At 68.2% G+C, this 18304-nt stretch carries 19 protein-coding genes; 4 read left to right on the top strand and 15 right to left on the bottom strand.

Annotated elements, in window-relative coordinates; translation table 11 throughout:
- Positions 1 to 138 precede the first annotated feature (138 nt).
- Positions 139 to 546 carry a hypothetical protein gene (locus tag ND450_RS30210; protein WP_253321860.1) on the top strand — a complete coding sequence of 136 codons (408 nt, stop codon included), beginning with the start codon at positions 139 to 141 and terminating at the stop codon, positions 544 to 546.
- Positions 547 to 752: 206 nt separating this feature from the next.
- On the opposite strand, the gene ND450_RS30205 is transcribed toward ND450_RS30210, so the two are convergent.
- Complete coding sequence (locus ND450_RS30205; protein ID WP_253321859.1) at positions 753 to 1763, bottom strand: N-acetylglucosamine kinase; 1011 nt, start codon at positions 1761 to 1763, stop codon at positions 753 to 755.
- Positions 1764 to 1768: 5 nt separating this feature from the next.
- Positions 1769 to 3037, bottom strand: a complete 1269-nt coding sequence (locus ND450_RS30200; protein WP_253321858.1) for a 6-phospho-beta-glucosidase — start codon at positions 3035 to 3037, stop codon at positions 1769 to 1771.
- Between the two features lie 65 nt (positions 3038 to 3102).
- Here ND450_RS30200 and ND450_RS30195 point away from each other — a divergent pair, with 65 nt between their 5' ends.
- On the top strand, positions 3103 to 4335 hold the full coding sequence (locus ND450_RS30195) for a transposase (protein ID WP_253321857.1): 1233 nt from the start codon (positions 3103 to 3105) through the stop codon (positions 4333 to 4335).
- Here the strand turns inward: ND450_RS30195 and ND450_RS30190 are convergent.
- Genes ND450_RS30190 through ND450_RS30175 form a run of 4 tightly spaced genes read right to left on the bottom strand, consistent with a single transcriptional unit; the run spans position 4325 to position 8754 of the window.
- The gene (locus ND450_RS30190) at positions 4325 to 5218 is read right to left on the bottom strand and encodes a carbohydrate ABC transporter permease (RefSeq protein WP_089908478.1); all 894 of its coding nucleotides are present in this window, start codon (positions 5216 to 5218) and stop codon (positions 4325 to 4327) included. The two genes, ND450_RS30195 and ND450_RS30190, sit on opposite strands and share 11 nt — an antisense overlap.
- The gene (locus ND450_RS30185; protein WP_253321856.1) at positions 5215 to 6189 is read right to left on the bottom strand and encodes a carbohydrate ABC transporter permease; all 975 of its coding nucleotides are present in this window, start codon (positions 6187 to 6189) and stop codon (positions 5215 to 5217) included. Before ND450_RS30185 ends, ND450_RS30190 begins: the two co-directional genes overlap by 4 nt.
- 11 nt (positions 6190 to 6200) lie before the next feature.
- Entirely contained in the window at positions 6201 to 7526 is a 1326-nt protein-coding gene (locus tag ND450_RS30180) for an ABC transporter substrate-binding protein (RefSeq protein ID WP_253321855.1), read from the bottom strand.
- Positions 7527 to 7542: 16 nt separating this feature from the next.
- Positions 7543 to 8754 carry an ROK family protein gene (locus ND450_RS30175; protein WP_089908484.1) on the bottom strand — a complete coding sequence of 404 codons (1212 nt, stop codon included), beginning with the start codon at positions 8752 to 8754 and terminating at the stop codon, positions 7543 to 7545.
- Between the two features lie 127 nt (positions 8755 to 8881).
- Here ND450_RS30175 and ND450_RS30170 point away from each other — a divergent pair, with 127 nt between their 5' ends.
- Complete coding sequence (locus ND450_RS30170; RefSeq protein WP_253321854.1) at positions 8882 to 9529, top strand: DUF3159 domain-containing protein; 648 nt, start codon at positions 8882 to 8884, stop codon at positions 9527 to 9529.
- A 1-nt stretch (position 9530) separates the two neighbouring features.
- Here ND450_RS30170 and ND450_RS30165 read toward each other — a convergent pair whose 3' ends face one another.
- The 9 genes from ND450_RS30165 to ND450_RS30125 form a co-directional block, all read right to left on the bottom strand.
- Positions 9531 to 10724: a hypothetical protein gene (locus ND450_RS30165; protein ID WP_253321853.1), complete on the bottom strand. Its 1194-nt coding sequence runs from the start codon at positions 10722 to 10724 to the stop codon at positions 9531 to 9533.
- Complete coding sequence (locus ND450_RS30160; protein ID WP_253321852.1) at positions 10721 to 11812, bottom strand: hypothetical protein; 1092 nt, start codon at positions 11810 to 11812, stop codon at positions 10721 to 10723. Before ND450_RS30160 ends, ND450_RS30165 begins: the two co-directional genes overlap by 4 nt.
- Before the next feature lie 209 nt (positions 11813 to 12021).
- Positions 12022 to 12348 carry a hypothetical protein gene (locus ND450_RS30155; protein ID WP_143091413.1) on the bottom strand — a complete coding sequence of 109 codons (327 nt, stop codon included), beginning with the start codon at positions 12346 to 12348 and terminating at the stop codon, positions 12022 to 12024.
- Entirely contained in the window at positions 12348 to 12866 is a 519-nt protein-coding gene (locus ND450_RS30150) for a YbaB/EbfC family nucleoid-associated protein (RefSeq protein ID WP_253321851.1), read from the bottom strand. The genes ND450_RS30155 and ND450_RS30150 overlap by 1 nt, the downstream gene beginning before the upstream one ends.
- Positions 12867 to 12908: 42 nt before the next feature.
- Positions 12909 to 13079, bottom strand: coding sequence for a DUF397 domain-containing protein (locus ND450_RS30145; RefSeq protein WP_253321850.1), 171 nt, complete (start codon positions 13077 to 13079; stop codon positions 12909 to 12911).
- Positions 13076 to 13912, bottom strand: coding sequence for a helix-turn-helix transcriptional regulator (locus ND450_RS30140; RefSeq protein ID WP_253321849.1), 837 nt, complete (start codon positions 13910 to 13912; stop codon positions 13076 to 13078). Before ND450_RS30140 ends, ND450_RS30145 begins: the two co-directional genes overlap by 4 nt.
- A gap of 23 nt (positions 13913 to 13935) precedes the next feature.
- Positions 13936 to 15321, bottom strand: a complete 1386-nt coding sequence (locus ND450_RS30135) for a class I adenylate-forming enzyme family protein (protein ID WP_253321848.1) — start codon at positions 15319 to 15321, stop codon at positions 13936 to 13938.
- Position 15322: 1 nt separating this feature from the next.
- Positions 15323 to 16396: a 3-dehydroquinate synthase II gene (locus ND450_RS30130; RefSeq protein ID WP_253321847.1), complete on the bottom strand. Its 1074-nt coding sequence runs from the start codon at positions 16394 to 16396 to the stop codon at positions 15323 to 15325.
- Complete coding sequence (locus ND450_RS30125) at positions 16393 to 17187, bottom strand: 2-amino-3,7-dideoxy-D-threo-hept-6-ulosonate synthase (RefSeq protein ID WP_089908513.1); 795 nt, start codon at positions 17185 to 17187, stop codon at positions 16393 to 16395. The genes ND450_RS30130 and ND450_RS30125 overlap by 4 nt, the downstream gene beginning before the upstream one ends.
- A 205-nt stretch (positions 17188 to 17392) precedes the next feature.
- On the opposite strand from ND450_RS30125, the gene ND450_RS30120 reads away from it, so the two are divergent.
- Positions 17393 to 18301 carry a LysR family transcriptional regulator gene (locus ND450_RS30120; RefSeq protein WP_253328035.1) on the top strand — a complete coding sequence of 303 codons (909 nt, stop codon included), beginning with the start codon at positions 17393 to 17395 and terminating at the stop codon, positions 18299 to 18301.
- Positions 18302 to 18304 lie beyond the last annotated feature (3 nt).

Raw genomic sequence — 18304 nt, 5'->3', positions numbered from 1 at the left:
CAACCGGTGGTTACGCCACCGTCGGTTACGGCATCGTAGGTTTTGTCGCAGTGGGTGACGATTCTTTTACCACTCGATCGAGGGAAGCTTGAGGGGATTCCAGGGGATTCGTCTCAATGCCTCGCTAACTTCTGCCGGGTGCGTTCTGGTTTGCCGCTTCCGTTCCTTTCGCTCGGTGTAGCGCTTCTCACAGTCGGCGCCCTGGCCGCGGTCGTCCTGAGCGGACCGGTGTCGTCCGGGTCCGCGCCGGAATCCGGTGCGCCCGACGCCGCCCAGGTCGGGGGCGACCAGCCGCCGATGGAGTTCAGCCCCGAACCGACCGGCCGGTCCGCGGTCAGGCCGACCCCGCCCGTGAGGCCGTCGGTGCCGCCGTCGGGCGGGCCGGTCGCGGTCACCCCGCCGCCCCACTCGAACCCCGTCGTCACCCCGGAGGCCGCAGCGTCCCCGGAAAGCGTCGCCGCGACGACCGTGGTCCCCTCGGGCGCGGTGCCGGCGGTCTCGTCCGCCGCTCTGCCGATCGAACCCTCGTCCCTGCCCGCCACGTGAAAGACCCCCGCAGCGTCCTCGGCACGTGAGGTCGCTGCGGGGGTCGCCGGGCCTTTCCGAGGGGGACGCCGCCGCCGGTTCCACCCCTCGGAAAGGGTTGGGGCCACTGCTCGGGACGCCGCCGCCTGTCTGCCCCGAGCAGTGGGGATTGGGACCGTCTCAGGGGGTACCGCCGCCGATTCACCCCCTGAGACGGGGTCTTCGGGTCAGCCGGCGGCCACGTCCAGCGCGGCCGCCGGCACCTGTTCGCTGTACGCCGAGCGCAGCCTCAGCTCCGCGCCCGGCGAGGCCCCGATGTGGTCGAGGCCCAGAAGAGCCGCGCCCACCACGGGGGGCACGTCGACCAGGCGGACCTGGGCGAGCGGCGCGGCTTCGAGGATCTGCTGCCGGACGGGGCCGACCACGACCTCGCCGGTGTTGGTGAGGACCCCGCCGCCCAGCACCACGTCCACGGGCTCGTCCATCAGGTCGAGCTTGCGCATCGAGACCGTGGCGAGCAGGACGATCTCCTCGACGAGGCGGTCGACCTGTTGCAGCGCAACGGCATCACCCTGCGCGGCCACCTCGAAGACCAACGGGCAGAGCGCGTGCGGGTCCAGTTCGAGCTCCTCGAAGTGGATCTTCTCCACGACGTCGAAGATCGAGTTCTCGCCGTAGTGCTTCAGCAGCGCGGGCAGCAGCAGCGTCGGCTTGCCCCGGCCGTCCTCCGCGCGCACCGCGTGCCACAGGGCGTCGTTGCCGAGCTGGCCACCGCCACCCCAGTCACCCGAGATCGCGCCCAGCGCGGGGAACCGGTGCGTCCGGCCGTCGCGCGCCACGCCCACCGCGTTGATCCCCGCGCCGCAGACGACCGCCACACCCCCAGCGGCGGCGGTACCAGCCCTCAGCAGCGCGAACGTGTCGTTGCCGACGAACGTCGTCCTCGACCAGCCCCGCTCGGAGATCGCCCGCGTCAGGTCCTCCTCCTCGCGGGGCAGGTCGGCCCCCGCGAGGTAGGCGGACGTGTGCGCGGCGATCGGCTCGTCGGGGGACAGTCCCGCCTGAGCCGCGGCCTCGCGTGCCAGTGCCTCGAACACGTCGAGTCCGCGCTTCATGCCCACGGTCTGCGGCGGCGCACCGGGCCCGCGCACCTGCGCGAGCACCTTGCCGTCCGCGTCCACCAGGAGCACCGCGGTCTTGCTGTTCCCGCCGTCGATGGCGAGCACCCGGTCGGTCATCGTTGTCAGTTTCCCTTCACCCACGGCAGCAGATCGCGGTTCTGCGCGATCAGCTCGTCGGCCAGCCGGTCCGCGATCGCGTGCTGCCCGATGAGCGGGTGGGCGAGCAGCGCGTTCGCCACCCGGTCCCGGCCACCGTGCTTCGCGGCTTCCAGCGCCAGGTACTCGTACGCGGTGACGTGCGAGATCAGGCCGGAGATGGACGGTTCCACGGGGCGGATCGGCAACGGCCGTCCGCCATTTCCGTCCACAGTGGACGAGACTTCGACCACGGCGTCGTCGGGCAGGAAGGGCAGCGAGCCGTTGTTCTGCACGTTCACCACGTGCTTCTCGGCGCCTTCGCCCCCGGTCAGCGCGTGCACGAGCTGCACGGCCGCCTCGGAGTAGTACGCGCCACCGCGCTGTCCGAGCTGCTCCGGCTTCGTCACGACCGACGGGTCGCCGTAGATGTCGAGCAGTTCCTTCTCGACCGCCGCGACGACCTCCGCGCGAGGCGGCTCGTTGAGCTGCTTCTGCACGACGGCGTCGTGGTTGTAGAAGTAGTTCAGGTAGTACGACGGCACCATGTTCAGGCGCCGCATCAGGCCGCCGTCGATGCCGATGTGCTCCGCCAGGCCCTCGACGTGGTCCTCGAGCAGTTCCGGCAGCCGGTCCACGCCGTCCACGTACACGCCGCGTTCCCACGTGAGGTGGTTCAGGCCGACGTGTTCCAGCTCCACAGTGGACGGATCGACGCCGAGCAGCGCGGAGGTCCAGCGCTGGAACGTGATCGCCACGTTGCACAGCCCGATCGCCTTGTGGCCCTCCTGCAGGAGCGCCCGCGTCACGATGCCGACCGGGTTCGTGAAGTTGACGATCCACGTGTCGGGCCCGGCGAGCCTGCGCACCTTCTCGGCGATGTCCAGGACCACCGGCACGGTCCGCAGGGCCTTGGCGAGGCCTCCCGCGCCGGTGGTCTCCTGGCCGACGCACCCGCAGGTCAGCGGGAACGTCTCGTCCGAGGCGCGCGCCTTCTGGCCGCCCACCCGCAGCTGGAGCAGGACGGCGGACGCGCCTTCGACGCCCTCTTCGAGCGACGAGGTGGTGCGCACCTTCGCCGGGTGTCCCGCGTGCTCCAGCAGGCGCTGGCTGAACGGGCCGACGAGGGAGAGGCGGTGCTGGTCCGGGTCGACGAGGACGATCTCGTCCACCGCCAGGCTGGTGCGACGGCCGGCGATGCCGTCGATCAGCTCCGGTGTGTAGGTGGACCCGCCACCGACGACCGTGAGTTTCATGAGAAGTCCTTCGAAAAGACCCCGTCCGGCGAGGCGGGGAGGAACTGTTTGATACCGTCTGAACGGTGAACGCGCAGGTGAAGCGGGCGTTTCGGTACCGCTTCTATCCGACTGAGGCGCAGGCGGCGGAGCTGTCGCGTACGTTCGGATGTGTCCGCAAGGTCTACAACCTGGCGTTGCAGGAACGAATCGACGCGTGGACGCAGCGCGGTGAACGGGTCGGTTACGACGCCACCTCGGCGTTGCTGACCGCGTGGAAACGCACCGAGGAGCTGGCGTTCCTCAAAGAGGTGTCGGCGGTGCCGCTGCAGCAAACGCTGCGGCATCTGCAGGCCGCCTTCACCCACTTCTTCGCCAAGCGCGCGCGGCATCCGAGGTTCAAGTCGCGCAAGAGGTCGCGCGCCAGCGCCGAGTACACGCGCTCGGGCTTCCGCTGGCGCGACGGTGAGCTGATGCTGGCCAAGATGGCCGAGCCGCTGGACGTCCGCTGGTCGCGGCCGCTGCCGGACGGCGCAGTGCCCTCGACGGTGACCGTGTCGCGGGACGCGGCCGGACGCTGGTTCGTGTCCCTGCTGTGCGAGGACCCCAGCGTGACGCCCCTGCCCGCGGTGGACTCCGCGGTTGGGATCGACGTCGGCATCGATCACCTGCTGGTGCTGTCGACCGGTGAGAAGATCTGCAATCCGCAGCACGAGCGCCGGGACCGGGCGGCGCTGGTCCGGGCCCAACGAGCCTTGTGCCGCAAGCAGAAGGACAGTGTCAACCGGGCCAGGGCACGTGTCAGGGTCGCCCGCGTGCACGCCCGGATCGCCGATCGTCGTTCGGACTTCCTGCACAAGATCACCACTCGGCTCGTGCGTGAGAACCAAACGCTCGTGATCGAGGACCTGGCCGTGTCCAACATGGTTCGCAACCGGAACCTGGCTCGCGCCATCAGCGACGCGGGCTGGCGACAGTTCCGGCAGTTGCTGGAGTACAAGGCCGGCTGGTACGGACGGCAAGTGATCGCGGTCGATCGCTTCTTCCCGTCGTCCAAGTTGTGCTCGGCCTGCGGTGCGCTCGTCGCGACGATGCCGCTCCACGTGCGCACGTGGACCTGTGACTGCGGCACGACCCACGATCGGGACGTGAACGCGGCACGCAACATCCTGGCCGCCGGGCTGGCGGTGACAGTCTGTGGAGCTGGTGTAAGTCCTCAACGGAACACTCCGGGCGGGCGGTCGGCGATGAAGCAGAAACCCTGCGGCGCGAGCCTTGGGACTCTCCTCGTGCACGAGCGAGAGAAAGTCAACCTTTGACTCCCGTGAACGTAATGCCCTTGACGAAGGACTTCTGGGCGAAGACGAAGAGGACGACGGCCGGGATCATCGTCAGGAACGTCACCGCCATCGACGAGTTCCACTGCACGATGTGCATGCCCTTGAACGTCGCCAGGGCCAGCGACAACGTCCACTGGTCCTTCACCTCGCCCGTGTAGAGCAACGGCCCGAAGTAGTCGTTCCAGGTGAAGAGGAAGCAGAACAGCGCGGTCGCCGCGATGCCCGGCTTCGCCATCGGCACGATGATCCGCACCAGGGCCTGGAACTCCGAGCAGCCGTCCACCCGCGCGGCGTCCACGTAGGACTGCGGGATGGTCAGCATGAACTGGCGCAGCAGGAAGATGCTGAACGCGTCGAACAGGAAGTACGGCGCGATGAGCGGGACCAGTGAGCCGGTCAGGCCCAGCGACGACCACGTGTCGTACAGCGGCACGGCGACGACCTGCGGCGGCAGCATCATGGCGCCGATGACGAGGATGAATGCCACGTTCCGGCCCCGCCACTTGAGCTTCGCGAGCGCGTAGGCCGCCGGGATCGACGAGATCAGCATGCCCAGCGTCGCGAGCAGCGAGTACGTGAGGCTGTTGACCAGGTACTGGAAGAGCGGTGCCTTGTCGAAGACCTCGACGAAGTTCTCCCAGTGCCACTCGCGCGGCCACAGGTCCGCGGTGAACGCCTGGTTGTCCGACATCACCGCGGTGAGGAAGACGAACACAACGGGCGTGGCGAACATCAGGCCGAGCGCGAGGCCGATCGCGTGCGTCGCCACCCAGTTCAGGAAGCTGCCCGTGGAACGCTTCCGGCGCGGCTGCTCCGGTTCCGCGGGGACGTCGACCGGTGGTTTGGTCAGCGTGGCGGTCATGCTCCCGGACCCCCTTCCTCAGCCGTGGAGTTCTTGCGCATCCGCTGGACCAGGACGATGGTCACGGCGAACGAGATGACGAACAGGACCGTGGCCATGGCGGCCGCGTAGCCCATGTCGAAGTAGCGGAACCCTTGCGTGTACAGGTAGACCGGGAACGTCAGCGTGGAGTTGTCCGGAAAACCGAGGTACTTGGTCGATCCCGTCGCGTCCGCCGCTCCCGAGCCGGCCGACCCCGCGACGACCGCCTGCGTGAAGAGCTGCAACGCGAGGATCACCGAGTTCACGATGCCGAAGAGCAGCACCGGGGAGATCGTCGGCAGCGTGACGTGCCACCAGCGCCGGATCGCGCCGGCGCCGTCGAGCTCGGCGGCCTCGTACTGCTCCTGCGGCACGTCGAGGATCGCGGCGAGAATGATGATCATCAGGTCGCCGGAGATCCACAGCATGATCGCGGTGATGCCGGGCTTGGCCCAGGCCGGGTCGGAGAAGAACAGCGGTGCGTCGACGCCGAACCAGCCGAGGAACGTGTCGAGCGGGCCGCCGTTGGGGCGCATCACCATGAAGAACACGAGTGTCGCGGCCACCGGCGGTGCCAGTGAGGGCAGGTAGCAGAGCGTGCGGATCAACCCGACGCCCGTCTTGAGGCGAGCGATGACCGATGCCACGCCCAGCGCGAACACGGTCCGCGCGATCGTCAGCACCACGACGAACCAGAGCGTGTTCGTGATCGCCTTGATCAGCAAGGGATCCTTGAACATGAACGCGTAGTTGTCGAGCCCCGTGAACTCCGGTGCGTTGATCAGGTCGTACTTCGTGAAGCTGAAGACGACCGTGGCGATCAACGGGTACACGAAGAACAGGACGAAGCCGATGATGGCCGGGGCCATGAACCCGAGCACGGCGAGGCGGTGGCGGGCACGTGCCCGCCCCCTGCCGGGGGCGGGACGGGCGCCGAGCGTGGCGGTCATCTGACGAATCCCTACTTGCCGCTCTTGGCGATCTGGTCGTCGATGTTCTTGTCGACTTCCTTGAGGCCTGCCGCCAGGTCCGGGACCTTGCCGGACTGGTAGGAGACCGAGAAGTCGGTGACGGCCTTGATGTGCGCGTCACCGATGGGGGTGACCGGGTTGCCCTTGAGCTTGTCGCTCTTGGCGAGGTCGATGAACGTCTTGAACTGCTCGTCCACCTCGAGCTTCGGGCTCTCCATGGCGGCCTTGGTGCTCGGGACGTTCTTGATGGCGTTGGACAGGTCGACGATCGTGTCGGTGTCGAACGTCAGGTGCTTGATCAGCTCCCACGCGGCGCCGGGGTTCTTGGCACCCTTGGGAATGCCCATGATCGTGCCGGTGGTGAACGCCGTGCCGTAGGCGACGTCCTTCGCCGTCGGGAACGGGGCGGTGCCGAACTTGATCTGCGGTGCCTGCGCCTTGAGGAACGCGGTGCGGTACTCACCGTCGATCATGATCGCGATCTTGCCCTGGTGGAACGCGTGGTCGGCCGAGTACTCCTGGCCGAGGCCCGCGCGGAACCGCTCGAGCGCGTCGTAGCCGTAGAAGTCGACGAGCTTCTTCTGGAACGTCAGCATCTCGGTGAAGCCGGGGGAGCCGGCGAGGTTGGACTTGCCGTCCTTCTCCCACACACCACCGAACGTCGGCGCGAGGATGGTCGGGCGGTTGGCGTAGAAGCCCATCGTGGGCAGGTAACCCGCGACCTCGATGTCCCCGTTCGGCGCCTTCTTGGTCGCCTTCACGGCCGCGTCGTAGAGCTCGTCGAGCGTCTTCGGCGGGTTCGCGATGCCCGCGTTCGCGAGCAGGTCCTTGTTGTAGTACATGGCGTACACGTCGGTGAGCATGGGCATCGCGCAGCGGTTGCCCTTGTACTCGGTGTACTCCTGGACCGCGGGGGAGAGCTGGTTCAGGTCGACCTTGTCGCGGTCGATGTAGGCCTTCAGAGGCTGGAACGCGCCGGAGGAGCAGAACTGGCCGATGTTGTCGGTCGTGAACGACAGCGCGACGTCCGGCGTGTTGCCGGACCGGATGCCCGCGGTGATCTTGTCGTCGTCCTGCGAGCCCTCGTGCTTGATCTCGATGTTCGGGAACTTCTTGTTGAACGTCTTGAGGGCCTTGGTGACCTCTTCGAGCTCGCGGTCGGAGTAGTTGCTCCAGACCGTGAGGGTGAGCTTGTCGTCCTTGCCAGGAGCAGCTGCGGCACCGGTGTCGGCGCCACCACCCTTGCCCGCCGCACATGCGGTGAGGGTCAGCGCTGCGGCGACACAGAGCAAAGCAGCACGGGTGTGCTTGCGCATGTGCACTCCTTCTCGATCAACGTGGGGACCCGGCGACCACTGGGCCGCGGAATGGAGCCGTGGTGGCTGCCGGCAGGCCGAACACCTGTTCACGCGCCACGGCCAGGGCCGAGTGCAGTGCGCCGCTGCGCACCGGTTTCCCGGTCACCAAAGCCAGTTGGACAGGTGTTCTCGGCACCACCAGTTGCCGCAGTTCCGCGGCAACGAGGTCGTTCAGCGTGGTTCCGCCCGCCTGCGCGATGTCGCCGGACAGGAGGATGAGTTCCGGGTCGAGCACCGCGACGACGCTGGCCACGCCCGTGGCGATGCGCCTGGCGAGATCGCCCATGAACTCGCGGCCCGCCGGCCCCGCGGCCAACGCCTTGCGCACGGCCCCGTGGCCGTTGCGCGCGGCGAGCCCGTGGGCCCGGGCGAGCTTGCAGATCGACGTGTTGCTGAGCAGCTCGCCGAACGTGCCGCCGGAGCGGTCCGTGTCGGTGTCGGCCGCCGCGCGGTCGGGGATCATCAGCCCGTCGATCTCGCCCGCGCCCCCGGAAGCGCCGCGCAGCAGCGATCCGTTGACGACGACGGCGGCACCGACGAGGTCGGCGGGCCAGATGACGACGAAGTCGTTCACCTCGGTGGCCCGCCCGGCGACCATCTCCTCCAGCGCGACGAGGTTGACGTCGTTCTCGACGCTCACCGACGTCGCGAGCCGCTCCCGCAACCGGCCGGGCACGTCGAACCCGCTCCAGCCGGGCAGGTGGGGCGCGTAGCCGAGCTCGCCGGTCACGGGGTTCACCGCTCCCGGACAGCCCACCACGACGTGCAGCAACCGGTCGGCGCTCAGACCCGCTTGCCCGCAGGCCTTGCCGACCGCGCTGACGAACGCCTCCAGCACGCCGTGCTTCGCGGGCATCGGCGCCTTGTGCTCGGTGAGCACGGCACCGGAGATGTCCGCGATGGCGATGTCGACCGTCTCGGGGGTGAGATCGACAGCCGCGACGTGCGCCAGCGCCCCGTTGACCGACCACAGCTGAGCCCGAGGCCCCCGCCCACCGCCACGCAGCCCGTTGCGGACCACGGTGTCGGCGAATTCGAGGCGCGTGAGCAGCTGCGCGGTCGCCGGCTTCGAAAGACCGATCAGGCCTTCCAACTCCGACCTGGTCAGCGGCCCGTTGCGCAGCAGAGCCTCGATGGCTGCGCGGTCGTTGATCTCCCGCAGCAGTCGTGGGCTTCCGGCACGCATTAGGTCCGCTCCTGTCTGTTAACTTTCCAGACGATTTCGTGGAGACGGTAGTGACCTGGTTCACCGGGGTCAATCCCCGATACGGGTCCGTTACCTGAGTTAGGTTCGCCTAAGGCACCCTGGAACCATGACCGACGTGCGCCAGGAGTCGCTCGCATCACTGCTCGGAGGCCGAGGCGGCGCCCTCGACGCCTCCCTGCCGCCACTGGCGTTCGTGGCGGGGTGGCTGCTGTGGGGCCATTCGATCGGCGCGGGTGCCGTGGCGGCTGTGGTGTGCGGCTTCGTGATCGGCATCGTGCGTTTCGTGCGGGGTGACAAGCCTCGTGCGGTCCTGCTGTCCGTCCTGCTGGTGGTGGCCGCCGCTCTGGTGGCGCTCTACACCGGGCGGGTCGAGGACTTCTTCCTGATCCAGCTGCTGTCGAACGTGGCTTCTGCTTTGGCGTGGGCCGGGTCCATCGCGGTGCGGTGGCCGTTCCTCGGGCTGGTCGTGGGGACGCTGTTGGGGCAGAAGACTCGGTGGCGGCGGGATCCTGCGTTGTTGCGCGCCTACTCCGTGGCGTCTTGGGCTTGGGTGGGGCAGTACGTGTTGCGGGTGGCTGTGTTCACGCCTTTGTGGCTGGATGCACAGGTGTTTTGGCTGGCCACGTTGCGGGTGGCGTTGTCTTGGCCGTTGCAGATCGTGTGCATCTTGGTGTCGGGGTGGTTGCTTCGGCGGGCTTTGCCTGCTGGGCACCCCGGGTTCCGGCACCCGCAGGTGCCGGAGTCTGCCTCTTAGGTCAGCGCTTCTTCCGCTTCTTGCCGGAGCCGGGCACCGTGCCGGTCTTGGGCGGAGGCGGCGGTGGTTCCGGGAAGGCCTCGATGAAGTCCTGGGTCTTCATGGCGTCGAAGAAGGACCGGATCACGAAGCGGTTCAGCAGGTACAGGAACACGATCGAGCCGATTCCGAGCGTCGCGACCCAGATGGGGTCGATGACGCCGTTGAACACCTTGAACTGCCTCTGCATGCGTTCGGATCCGGTGAGCAGTGACAGGTAGGTCCCGCAGAGCATGAACAGCGGCGCCAGCAGGAAGGCTCCGATGACTCCCAACACATAGGGCCGCCTGTCAGTGGCGTACCGCCTGCCGCCGCGCGGCTGCTCGTCGTCGTATCGGGACACGCCGGCGCTGCGGCACCAGTCGTCGAATGCCGGCTGTTCCTGGTCGGGTTCGACTCCCGCAGATCTCGCCTCCACCGCCGCCAGCACGGTGCGGCCGGTCCGTGTGGTCACCGGAACGAGAAGCTCGCGCGCCGTGCCGATGACGTGCAGTGCCGGACCCGGCCGGATGTCGTACTGCCGGGAGTCCGGCTCCCTTCCTCCCGAGAACAGGAACACCGTGCAGGTCATCTCCTGCTCGACCTCGACCAGCTCGATGGAGCGCAACGCCGTCCACGGGATGGCGGCGACGTCGCGCGAGCGCTTGCGCCGCGAAGCGAGGCTGTCCAGGACGAGGCGGTCGGCCCGGACGCACAGCCTCGCCTTCAGATCCCGGACGGGAAAGGGGATCTCCAGCTTCGACGTGATCAGGCCGGGTGTGACGGGGCGTGTCGTGACGAGACGCACGGCCTCGCCCAGCGCCCAGCACAGAACGACCAGTCCCAGCCAAATGACGAGCGCGACGGGCTTGCCCCGGTCGCCCGCGAGCTGCGCGGATTCGAGGAACGCGGCGAACAGGCCGGTCACCGACGCCCAGCGGGACCAGACCGGCCACATCGTCACGCGTCGCCAGTGCCACCAGAGGCCTACGAGGACGATTCCCCACAGCAGCGTGCCGACTGCGGCGACTTCGCCGATTCCGAGCGCCTCAACCGACTTCCTCGCGGCGAGTGACTTCTCCCATTCGGACAGCCGAGCGGCGGTGACGACGGGCACCGCGGCCGCCAGGAAGATCAGCAACAACCCGCTCGCCCTGCGAACGAACAATTCGGTCACAGGTCGCCTTCCAAGCGCTTGAACGCCTTCGGCTGTTCCAGGTTCGTGCGCTGGCCCTCCCAGTACTCGCGCCAGGCCTCGTCCTTGTCGTTCTGCTTGACCTCGGCATCCGCTTCGCGGTGCGTCTGGTCGCTCCACTCCTGAACGACCGCGTTTCCGAGGACCTTGGGGTAGTTCGGCACCGAGAACGGCATCTCGTGGCCGAAGATCTTGGGGCTCAGCTCCCGTTCGAGCACGTCAGAGGCGTCTTTCAAGCGCGGGTCGCCGGTGCCCATGCGGTCGCGGAGGTTGTCGGCGCGGGTGTTGACAAGGTCGTCGATGACCTTCTTCTTGTCGCCCATCAACTCCTCGCCCCGCTCGCCGACTTCTCTCAACCGCTTGGCGTCATCGGCGTCCAGCTTGCCGGCCTCGGCCTTCTTGGCGAGGTGCAGAGCCTTGTTGGCGTGTTTTGCGGCGTCACGGTTGTAGTCGGTAACGGTCTTCTTCAAGTTCTTCGTCGTGCCTTTGAGCATGTCGCGCGAGTTCTTGGCTTCGTCCGACACCTTCTCGAGCTGTTTGACGACTTTGCTGACCTTCTTGGCGTTCTTACCCGCCGTGATCGCGCCTTGCGCAACGGTGTCGGCGATGAACGCCGCCTCGGATGCGCCGAAGGTGACCGGTGCCAAGGCGGTGGCGGCGGCGAACTTGATGATCGCGTTCGAGATGAAGGTCGCGATGGCATCCCGGATCGCGCCGCGGACCACGCCCACCGCGGATGCGGCGACGGTCATCGCCTGAGCGGCGGAGGTGGCATGACTGGCGCCCCCTGCCACGACGTTCGAGAAGTCCTGCACGGCCCTGCGGTAGCCGTCGATCGCAGGACCCTGCGCTCCGGACAGCGCACCGAGAGTGCTCGTGTACTTGTCCGCGGTCTCCTGCATGCGTTTGGCGATGTTCGTCCACGTCTCGGCGATGGCGTTGACCGCGTCCGGGTCACCCGCCACGATGTCGAGCGCTTCCTTGATGAACGCGATGTGCTCGATCAACCAGCCGATCCCAGCCGACAGCAGACTGCCGAGCGGGTTCGTCACGAACCCGAGCAGGTCCATGCCGAAGCCGGCCGCATCACCCAAGACGGCGGTCCAGTCACCCTTGATGCCGTCGTAGACCAGGTTCGCGGAGCTGCTGAAGATGCCCGCCGCGTCCCAAGCCTGAGTCGGGCTGTCGAAGTTGGAGAAGACCTCCACCCCGTCGCTCTCGGGCTCTCTGGTCGCGTTGAGCGGGTTCAGCTCACCGATGTTCTTCGGGCCGGGCTCGCTCACGACTGACCCCCGTCCAGACCATGGCGGAGCTTCTGGAACATCTGAACAGCGGCTTCTTCCTGGTCGGCATAGGTCTTGCACATGTCGGCGAACCGCTGGACCAACACGTCCCCCGCCTCCTTGACGGCGTCGACGTACTCGCTGGCGTCTCCTGTCCACTGGTTCATCAGCAGCGCGAAGGGCTGACCAGCGAGGCCCCAGGCCTCGAAGTTCCCGACGTTGTCGGCCCCCGCAGCCTTGGCGTCCGGGAGTCCGCTGATGAGCGCCTGCAGCTCTCGTCGGTGGACGTCGAGGATTTGGAGGTCGATGTGGAAGCCCGACATCACCAGCCACCTTCCTTCTTGAACACGCTGCGCTGGTCGAAGTCCGTGTCGTCGTCCTCGACGGGACGCCGGGCCGGACGCGGCGGAGGCGGTGGCTGGGTGGCGGCCGCGTCCTGCTGTTCCTCGTTCACCACGAACTGGCGTGGTGCGGTGGGTTCGGGTTCGTCCGGGACGTCGATCGGCGGGATCTGGGACTGGACGAACTGCATGGCCTCGCTGTTGTCGCCGATGAGCGGCGCCATGATCGTGGTGATCTGGCCTACGGCCTGGGCTTGGGCGCGTTTGGCCGTGGACAGGACGAGCGCCGCCAGGCGGTCCTTGGGCATCTCGTCGGCCTTCGTGCCGAACGACAGGCTGAGCAGCGCACCCCCTGCGCTGACGCTCACCGTCACGGCGCCGTCCGAGCTGGTGGCGGCGCCGGTCAGGTTCGCGATTTGAGCCTTGGCCTCTTCGGCCTGTTCCAGTAGCGCGGCGGTGCGCTGTTCGTAGTCCTCGATGAGCTGGTTCGGATCGGTCATGCGGGCCCCCTTGCACGTGCGTTAGGGGGACGCTACCGAGAGTTACCGCGTTTTGCCCGGGAAACGGGTGAAGCGCAGGAACGCTGACCAGGCTTCGGTGGAGAGTGGGAGGTGGGTCGTCGGCGCCTTGCTGTCGCGGATGCCGATGCCGTGGCCGACCTCGACGCAGTTGTTGCCGCCGCCGCTGAAGCTGCTCTTGCGCCAGGTGGTCATTGGAGACCCTCCAAGATGTTGTCGATCACCGCCCTCGATTCTTCCTCAGTCAGGGCGATTGCCGCGAGAGAGTTCAGGATCTCCTCGTGGATCTTGATGGTGTCCGGGTCGTCGAAGAACAGGCAGTAGTTCACGCTTTCGGCGTAGACGACCGGCGGGTACTTCGGGAACTTCATCATCCGGAAATCGCCGGCCGTGCCCGCGTGCATTCCTGCTGAGCGCGGAATGATCCGGATGCTGATGTACTTCCGCACCGACATCCGCAGCAGGTGGGCGAGTTGCTCCCGCCACACCTCCAGGCCGCCGACCTGGAGCCACAGCGCCTGCTCGTGCACGAAGAACGTGAACTTGCGGCCTGGTTCGAGGATGTTCGCCCGCGCGGCTCTGGCTGCGGCGACCTTCGGGACGTTCTCCGTCTCCACCGAGGGGGCGTGCTCGGTGACGACGTACCCGTATTCAGGTGTTTGCAGCAGGCCCGGCACGAGGATCATCGACCAGTCGATGATCTCCTCAGCGTCTCGTTCCTGGTCGATCAGCGTGCGCACCTGGTCCGGCAGGCCGTCGTCGGGCATCTGGAGCCACGCCTTGCCCGATTCCCGGAACAGGTCGAGCAGGTACTCGCGTTCCTCGACGGTGGCCTGGCAGTAGGCGAGCAGGATCTGGACCTCGACCTCGGACACGCCGCCCTTGCCGAGGGTCATGTCGGAGAGTTTGGCTTCCTGCCAGCCGAGGCGTTCGGCGAGCTGGCGGTGGGTCAGCCCGGTACGGGCGATGATCGTGCGAACGCCCGCACCGAACTCCCGCCCCGCCACGCTGGACGATCTTTTGGGCATGCGGGAAAGCTAGGGCTGGCAACTCATTTCGCGCCATTGTTTCCAGCCGAATGTGCCTGAAGGTAGGACGCATGGAGCGGCTCCATGCTGCGGACGATCTTGCCGGTGGCAGTGCGCGGAAGAGTGTCCATCACGTGGATGTGTTGCGGGAGCTTGAATTCCGCCAGCCTTTCCGTGCACCACTCGGTCAAGGCATCAGCGGTGAGTGCCGAACTCGACGTGCCCACGTAGGCGCGGATTTCCGATGGGCCCAGCGCCACGGCCTCGGTCACCAGCGGGTGTCCACGTAGGACGTGTTCCACCTCGGTCAGGTCGACCTTGTTGCCGCGCACCACGACGAGCGAGTCGGCGCGGCCCAGCAGGCGGAGTTCGCCGGACGGCGTGAACTCGCCGCGGTCGCCTGTGCGGAACCAGCCGCCGGAGTAGCGCGACGGGTCGTCCGAGGACAGGTAGGGCGTTTCCGGCAGGGCCACTTCCACCAGGCCGTCGCGCACTCGGGCGGTGATCCCCGGCATCAGCGGGCCTACCGACGGGCGGACGGTGCCGCCGACGGCCATGGTCAGGGCGCCGGTTTCGGTGGTGCCGAAGCACTCACCCACCGGGAAGCCGTACTCGGTGAGGAAACGGGAGGCCACCTCCTGCGGCATCAGCTCGCCGCCGGCGAACGCGCCCCGTGCGGAACTCAGGGCGGAACGGTCCGGGGAGTAGGCCAGGAGGTCGAAGTGGAACGGCAGGCCGGTGATGAAGTCGACCTCGAAGGCACGGGCCTGGCGCTGGACGTCCGAGGCGGCGGGTGATGCGGCGAAGACGAGGTGCACGCCTGCTGCCAGGGAATGCAGCAGGCCTCCGATCAGGCCGAAGCTGTGGGCCGGGGAGTTCAGGAGCAGCAGGCGTTCGCCGGAGCGGGGCACGCCCTCGCACGCCTCGAAGCGCGCCACCTCGTCGACCAGGGACGAGGTGCTGCGGCCGATCACCTTGGAGCGGCCGGTCGAGCCGGAGCTGAACTGCACCAGGCGGTGCGCGGACGAGGCGGGGGCGCCGTCGACCGGGGAGACCACCAGGCCGTACCGCTCCTGGAAACCCCGGGCCACCTCGCCGCTCGGGTGCACGAGGAACTGTGGGCGGGTCAACGCGTGCAGGGCGTGGGCCTCGGCGGGGCGCAGGCGGTGGTCGATCGAGATCACCTGTGCGCCGAGGGTCCAGAGTGCGAGGACGGCCTCCAGGTGGCTGAAGCTCGGGGGCACCTGGACGGCTACCGTGCTGCCTTCGCCGATGCCGACGGCCTCGAAACGGGCGGCGTGCGCTGAGACGTCCGCGCGCAGCAGGCCGTGCGTGACTGTGTTGCGGTGGCTGAAGATCGGGGTGGAGTCGTCGTGGCGGTGCAGGAGGCCGCTGATGAAAGCGCGCATGTCAGGACTCCTTGCAGAACTCGCCGATCGGCAGGCCCACGTGCCGTTGTTCGGAGGCGATGTGGCCCAGGAGTTCGTCGCCGGGGCGGAGTTCGGTCACGTTCAGCACCTTGCCGCCGGGGCCGAGGACGCGGACGTGCCAGTCGTCCTGGACCATCAGGTCGACCACGACGCCTTCCGGTGAGCGGGCGGTGATCGTGAGCATCGGGCGGGACTCGAGCTTGGCGCGGCCGACGGTGAGTTCGCGGGTGCGGCCGTCGGCGTTGACGGCGAGGACCTTGCTGCCGGACCGCAGTTCGGACAGGTAGTTCGTGCGGTTCGCCGGGCCGAGGACGTACGAGTGCAGGGCGCCCGCGTTGACGCGGAACGGGCGCGTCGGCATGTACGGCAACGGATGCGTCTCGCTGCAGCACAGCACGAAGCCCGAGGAGAACGAACCCACCAGGATGCCCTCGTCCTCGGCGAAGTGCGAGGCGGTGTCGACGCAGACGCGGTCGCCCAGTCCGTTGTGGGTCAACGACTCCACAGTCAGCGTGGTCAGGCTCAACGGCGGGGACGACACCTCCAGCAGTCGCGCCAGCTTGAACACCTCGGTCGCGTCGGCGGGGGCCATCAGGACGCCGTCCGAGCCGTGTTCCAGGCATTCCAGGACGATCGCGGCCTCGACCAGGTCGTGCACGACGGTGATCAGCTTGCCCGGAGCGCCGTCCGCCGCCGCGATCACGATCTCCAGCGGGATCTTGGTCGGGTCGGTGAAGTGCACGACGGTGTGGTCGAGCCGTTCCGCCGCGGCGCAGGCGAGCTTCAAGGTGCGGTCGTCGCTGACCGTCACGAACGCCGAACGCGACGGCAGCCGGTCGAGCCGGTCCTGGTCGTCCACCGGCGTGATCACCAGGTGCGGGCTGTCGAGCGGGGAGTCCACCAGCAGCACTCGGGTGATCGTCGGCGGGAGGCCGTCGAGGAGTGCGGGATCGTCCGCGACGACTCCGGCGACACGGCTGTGCACGGCCGCGTCGACCACGGCGGTGCGGTGCGCTTCCGGGACGGTCCTGAGGTCGATCCAGGCGAACTTCACCGGTTCTCCAAAGCTGTCAGTGCGTGGATGAGGCTTGCGTCGGTGGGGGCGTGCACGATCGACGCCAGTTCGGCGACCAGCGGCAGCGGCGCGGGGGAGGTGAAGACCCGGCGGCCGACGGCGAGGCCCGCGCAGCCGGCGGCCATCGCGGAACGCGCGTGGCCGGCCAGGCTGGTCGTGGAGGCCGGGCCCCCTGCCACCACAACGGGAACCGGGCAGCTTGCGACGACGTCCGCCATGTCCTCCGGGGTGTGCGCGAGGTTCGTCTTGACGATGTCCGCGCCCAGGTCGGCCGCGATGTTGACGACGTGCGCGAGCAGCGCGGGGTCGCGGGGATCGCCGACGCGCGGGCCGCGGGCGTAGGCCATCACGACCAGCGGGACGTTCCAGGAGTCGCACGCCGCCGCGACCGTGCCGAGGTCGGTGAGCTGGCGGGCCTCGGTGTCCGAGCCGATGTTGACGTGCACGCTCACCGCGTCGGCGCCGAGCCGCAACGCCTCGTCGACCTCGCCGACGAGCACCTTCGCGTTGGCGTCGGCCATGTGCGCCGTGCCCGCGCTGAGGTGGACGACCAGTCCGCACCCGCCGAGCACCGCCGGGTCCAGCATCCTCACGCGTCCTTTGTGGACGATGATGGCGTCGGCCCCGCCCAGCACGACGGACCGGATGAGGTCCTCCCACCGGTCGCGCGGTACCACCGGGCCGTCCGACACGCTGTGGTCCAACGGCACGAAGAGGTACCTGTCGTCGTGCGGACGGGAAAGGCGTCGCAGTCGCAACGCTTTCCTCATGGCGCTCACACCCCTGCGGTCGTTTGGTGGTCAACAGGAGCCTGGGGCAGGTCACGCGCGCAGCGGCAGGTGTGAGATGCCGATAACTCCCGAGTTATCGGCCTGATAGCGCAACCACGCCTACGACGGCCACGGAGCGTGATCTGGTGACACCCGCGTGGCCGATTTTGTGTCCCGTTCACTGCCCTAGGCTTCGTCAGTGCGAATGGAGCTGAGACATCTGCACGTGGTGCTCGCCGTGGCGCGTGCAGGGAGCATCAGCCGGGCGGCCTCCCAGCTGAAGATCGCGCAGGCCGGGCTGACCGCGCAGGTGCGCAGGATCGAGTCGAGTCTCGGCGGGCCGTTGTTCCTGCGCCGCACCGACGGCGTCGAGCTGACCGAACTCGGCCGCCACGTCGTGCTGCGGGCCCAGGACCTGGTCGAACGGTTCGACGACCTGCTCGTCACCTCGCACAAGCTGGCCGCCCGCGGCGACTCGGGCATCCGGCTGGGAGGCGTCACGGGCTCACCGACCGCGCTGCTCGTCGGGGTGGTGCGCGAGGTGCTGCCGAGCCTGCCGCAGACCACGCACGTCGAACGCGGCGGCGACACCGTGCTGGAACTGGTCCGCACGGGTGAGCTGGACCTGGCGCTGGTGGTGGAGTTCCCGCGCGCCCCGTTGCGGATCCCGGAGGCGGTCGGACTGCGCGGCGTCGTCACGGAACGCATGCTGGTCGGCGTGCCCGCCGGTCACCGGCTGTCCGGGCGCAGCGAGGTGCTGTTGTCCGAGCTCGCCGGCGAGGAGTGGGTCGTGCCGGACGAGAACCACGGCGGGCGCCTGAACCTCGAACTCGCCTGCGAGGCCGTCGGGTTCACGCCGCGGTGCGCGCACTTCGGCGCCGACCCGGTGGTGGCGGCCGACCTGGTGCGCTCGACCGGTGCCGTGGCGGGGTTCTTCCCCGGCCACGACCCGCCGGGCGTGCTGCTCAAGCCGATCATCGGCAACCCGGTGCACCGGCGGATCACGCTGGTGTGGAACGACGACGCGGCCAAGCACGTGGACGACGTGCACGCCGGGCTGGTGCGGGCCTACCACGAACGGACGCCGCACTCGGGCAGGCTGCTGGCGTCGTGACGA

This window comes from Lentzea sp. HUAS12 (assembly GCF_024125735.1).
In the GTDB taxonomy this organism is placed as follows: Bacteria; Actinomycetota; Actinomycetes; order Mycobacteriales; family Pseudonocardiaceae; genus Lentzea; species Lentzea albida.
This window is presented reverse-complemented; position numbering and strand designations above follow the sequence as displayed.

Excerpts from the sequence above, each read along its gene's own strand:
- ND450_RS30180 (WP_253321855.1), bottom strand. The coding sequence starts at position 7,526 with ATGCGCAAGCACACCCGTGCTGCTTTGCTCTGTGTCGCCGCAGCGCTG.
- ND450_RS30160 (WP_253321852.1), bottom strand. The coding sequence starts at position 11,812 with ATGGACCTGCTCGGGTTCGTGACGAACCCGCTCGGCAGTCTGCTGTCG.
- ND450_RS30135 (WP_253321848.1), bottom strand. The coding sequence starts at position 15,321 with ATGCGCGCTTTCATCAGCGGCCTCCTGCACCGCCACGACGACTCCACC.
- ND450_RS30125 (WP_089908513.1), bottom strand. The coding sequence starts at position 17,187 with ATGAGGAAAGCGTTGCGACTGCGACGCCTTTCCCGTCCGCACGACGAC.
- ND450_RS30175 (WP_089908484.1), bottom strand. The coding sequence starts at position 8,754 with ATGCGTGCCGGAAGCCCACGACTGCTGCGGGAGATCAACGACCGCGCA.
- ND450_RS30145 (WP_253321850.1), bottom strand. The coding sequence starts at position 13,079 with ATGACCACCTGGCGCAAGAGCAGCTTCAGCGGCGGCGGCAACAACTGC.
- ND450_RS30120 (WP_253328035.1), top strand. The coding sequence starts at position 17,393 with ATGGAGCTGAGACATCTGCACGTGGTGCTCGCCGTGGCGCGTGCAGGG.
- ND450_RS30150 (WP_253321851.1), bottom strand. The coding sequence starts at position 12,866 with ATGACCGATCCGAACCAGCTCATCGAGGACTACGAACAGCGCACCGCC.
- ND450_RS30190 (WP_089908478.1), bottom strand. The coding sequence starts at position 5,218 with ATGACCGCCACGCTGACCAAACCACCGGTCGACGTCCCCGCGGAACCG.
- ND450_RS30170 (WP_253321854.1), top strand. The coding sequence starts at position 8,882 with ATGACCGACGTGCGCCAGGAGTCGCTCGCATCACTGCTCGGAGGCCGA.
- ND450_RS30205 (WP_253321859.1), bottom strand. The coding sequence starts at position 1,763 with ATGACCGACCGGGTGCTCGCCATCGACGGCGGGAACAGCAAGACCGCG.
- ND450_RS30200 (WP_253321858.1), bottom strand. The coding sequence starts at position 3,037 with ATGAAACTCACGGTCGTCGGTGGCGGGTCCACCTACACACCGGAGCTG.
- ND450_RS30185 (WP_253321856.1), bottom strand. The coding sequence starts at position 6,189 with ATGACCGCCACGCTCGGCGCCCGTCCCGCCCCCGGCAGGGGGCGGGCA.
- ND450_RS30155 (WP_143091413.1), bottom strand. The coding sequence starts at position 12,348 with ATGTCGGGCTTCCACATCGACCTCCAAATCCTCGACGTCCACCGACGA.
- ND450_RS30140 (WP_253321849.1), bottom strand. The coding sequence starts at position 13,912 with ATGCCCAAAAGATCGTCCAGCGTGGCGGGGCGGGAGTTCGGTGCGGGC.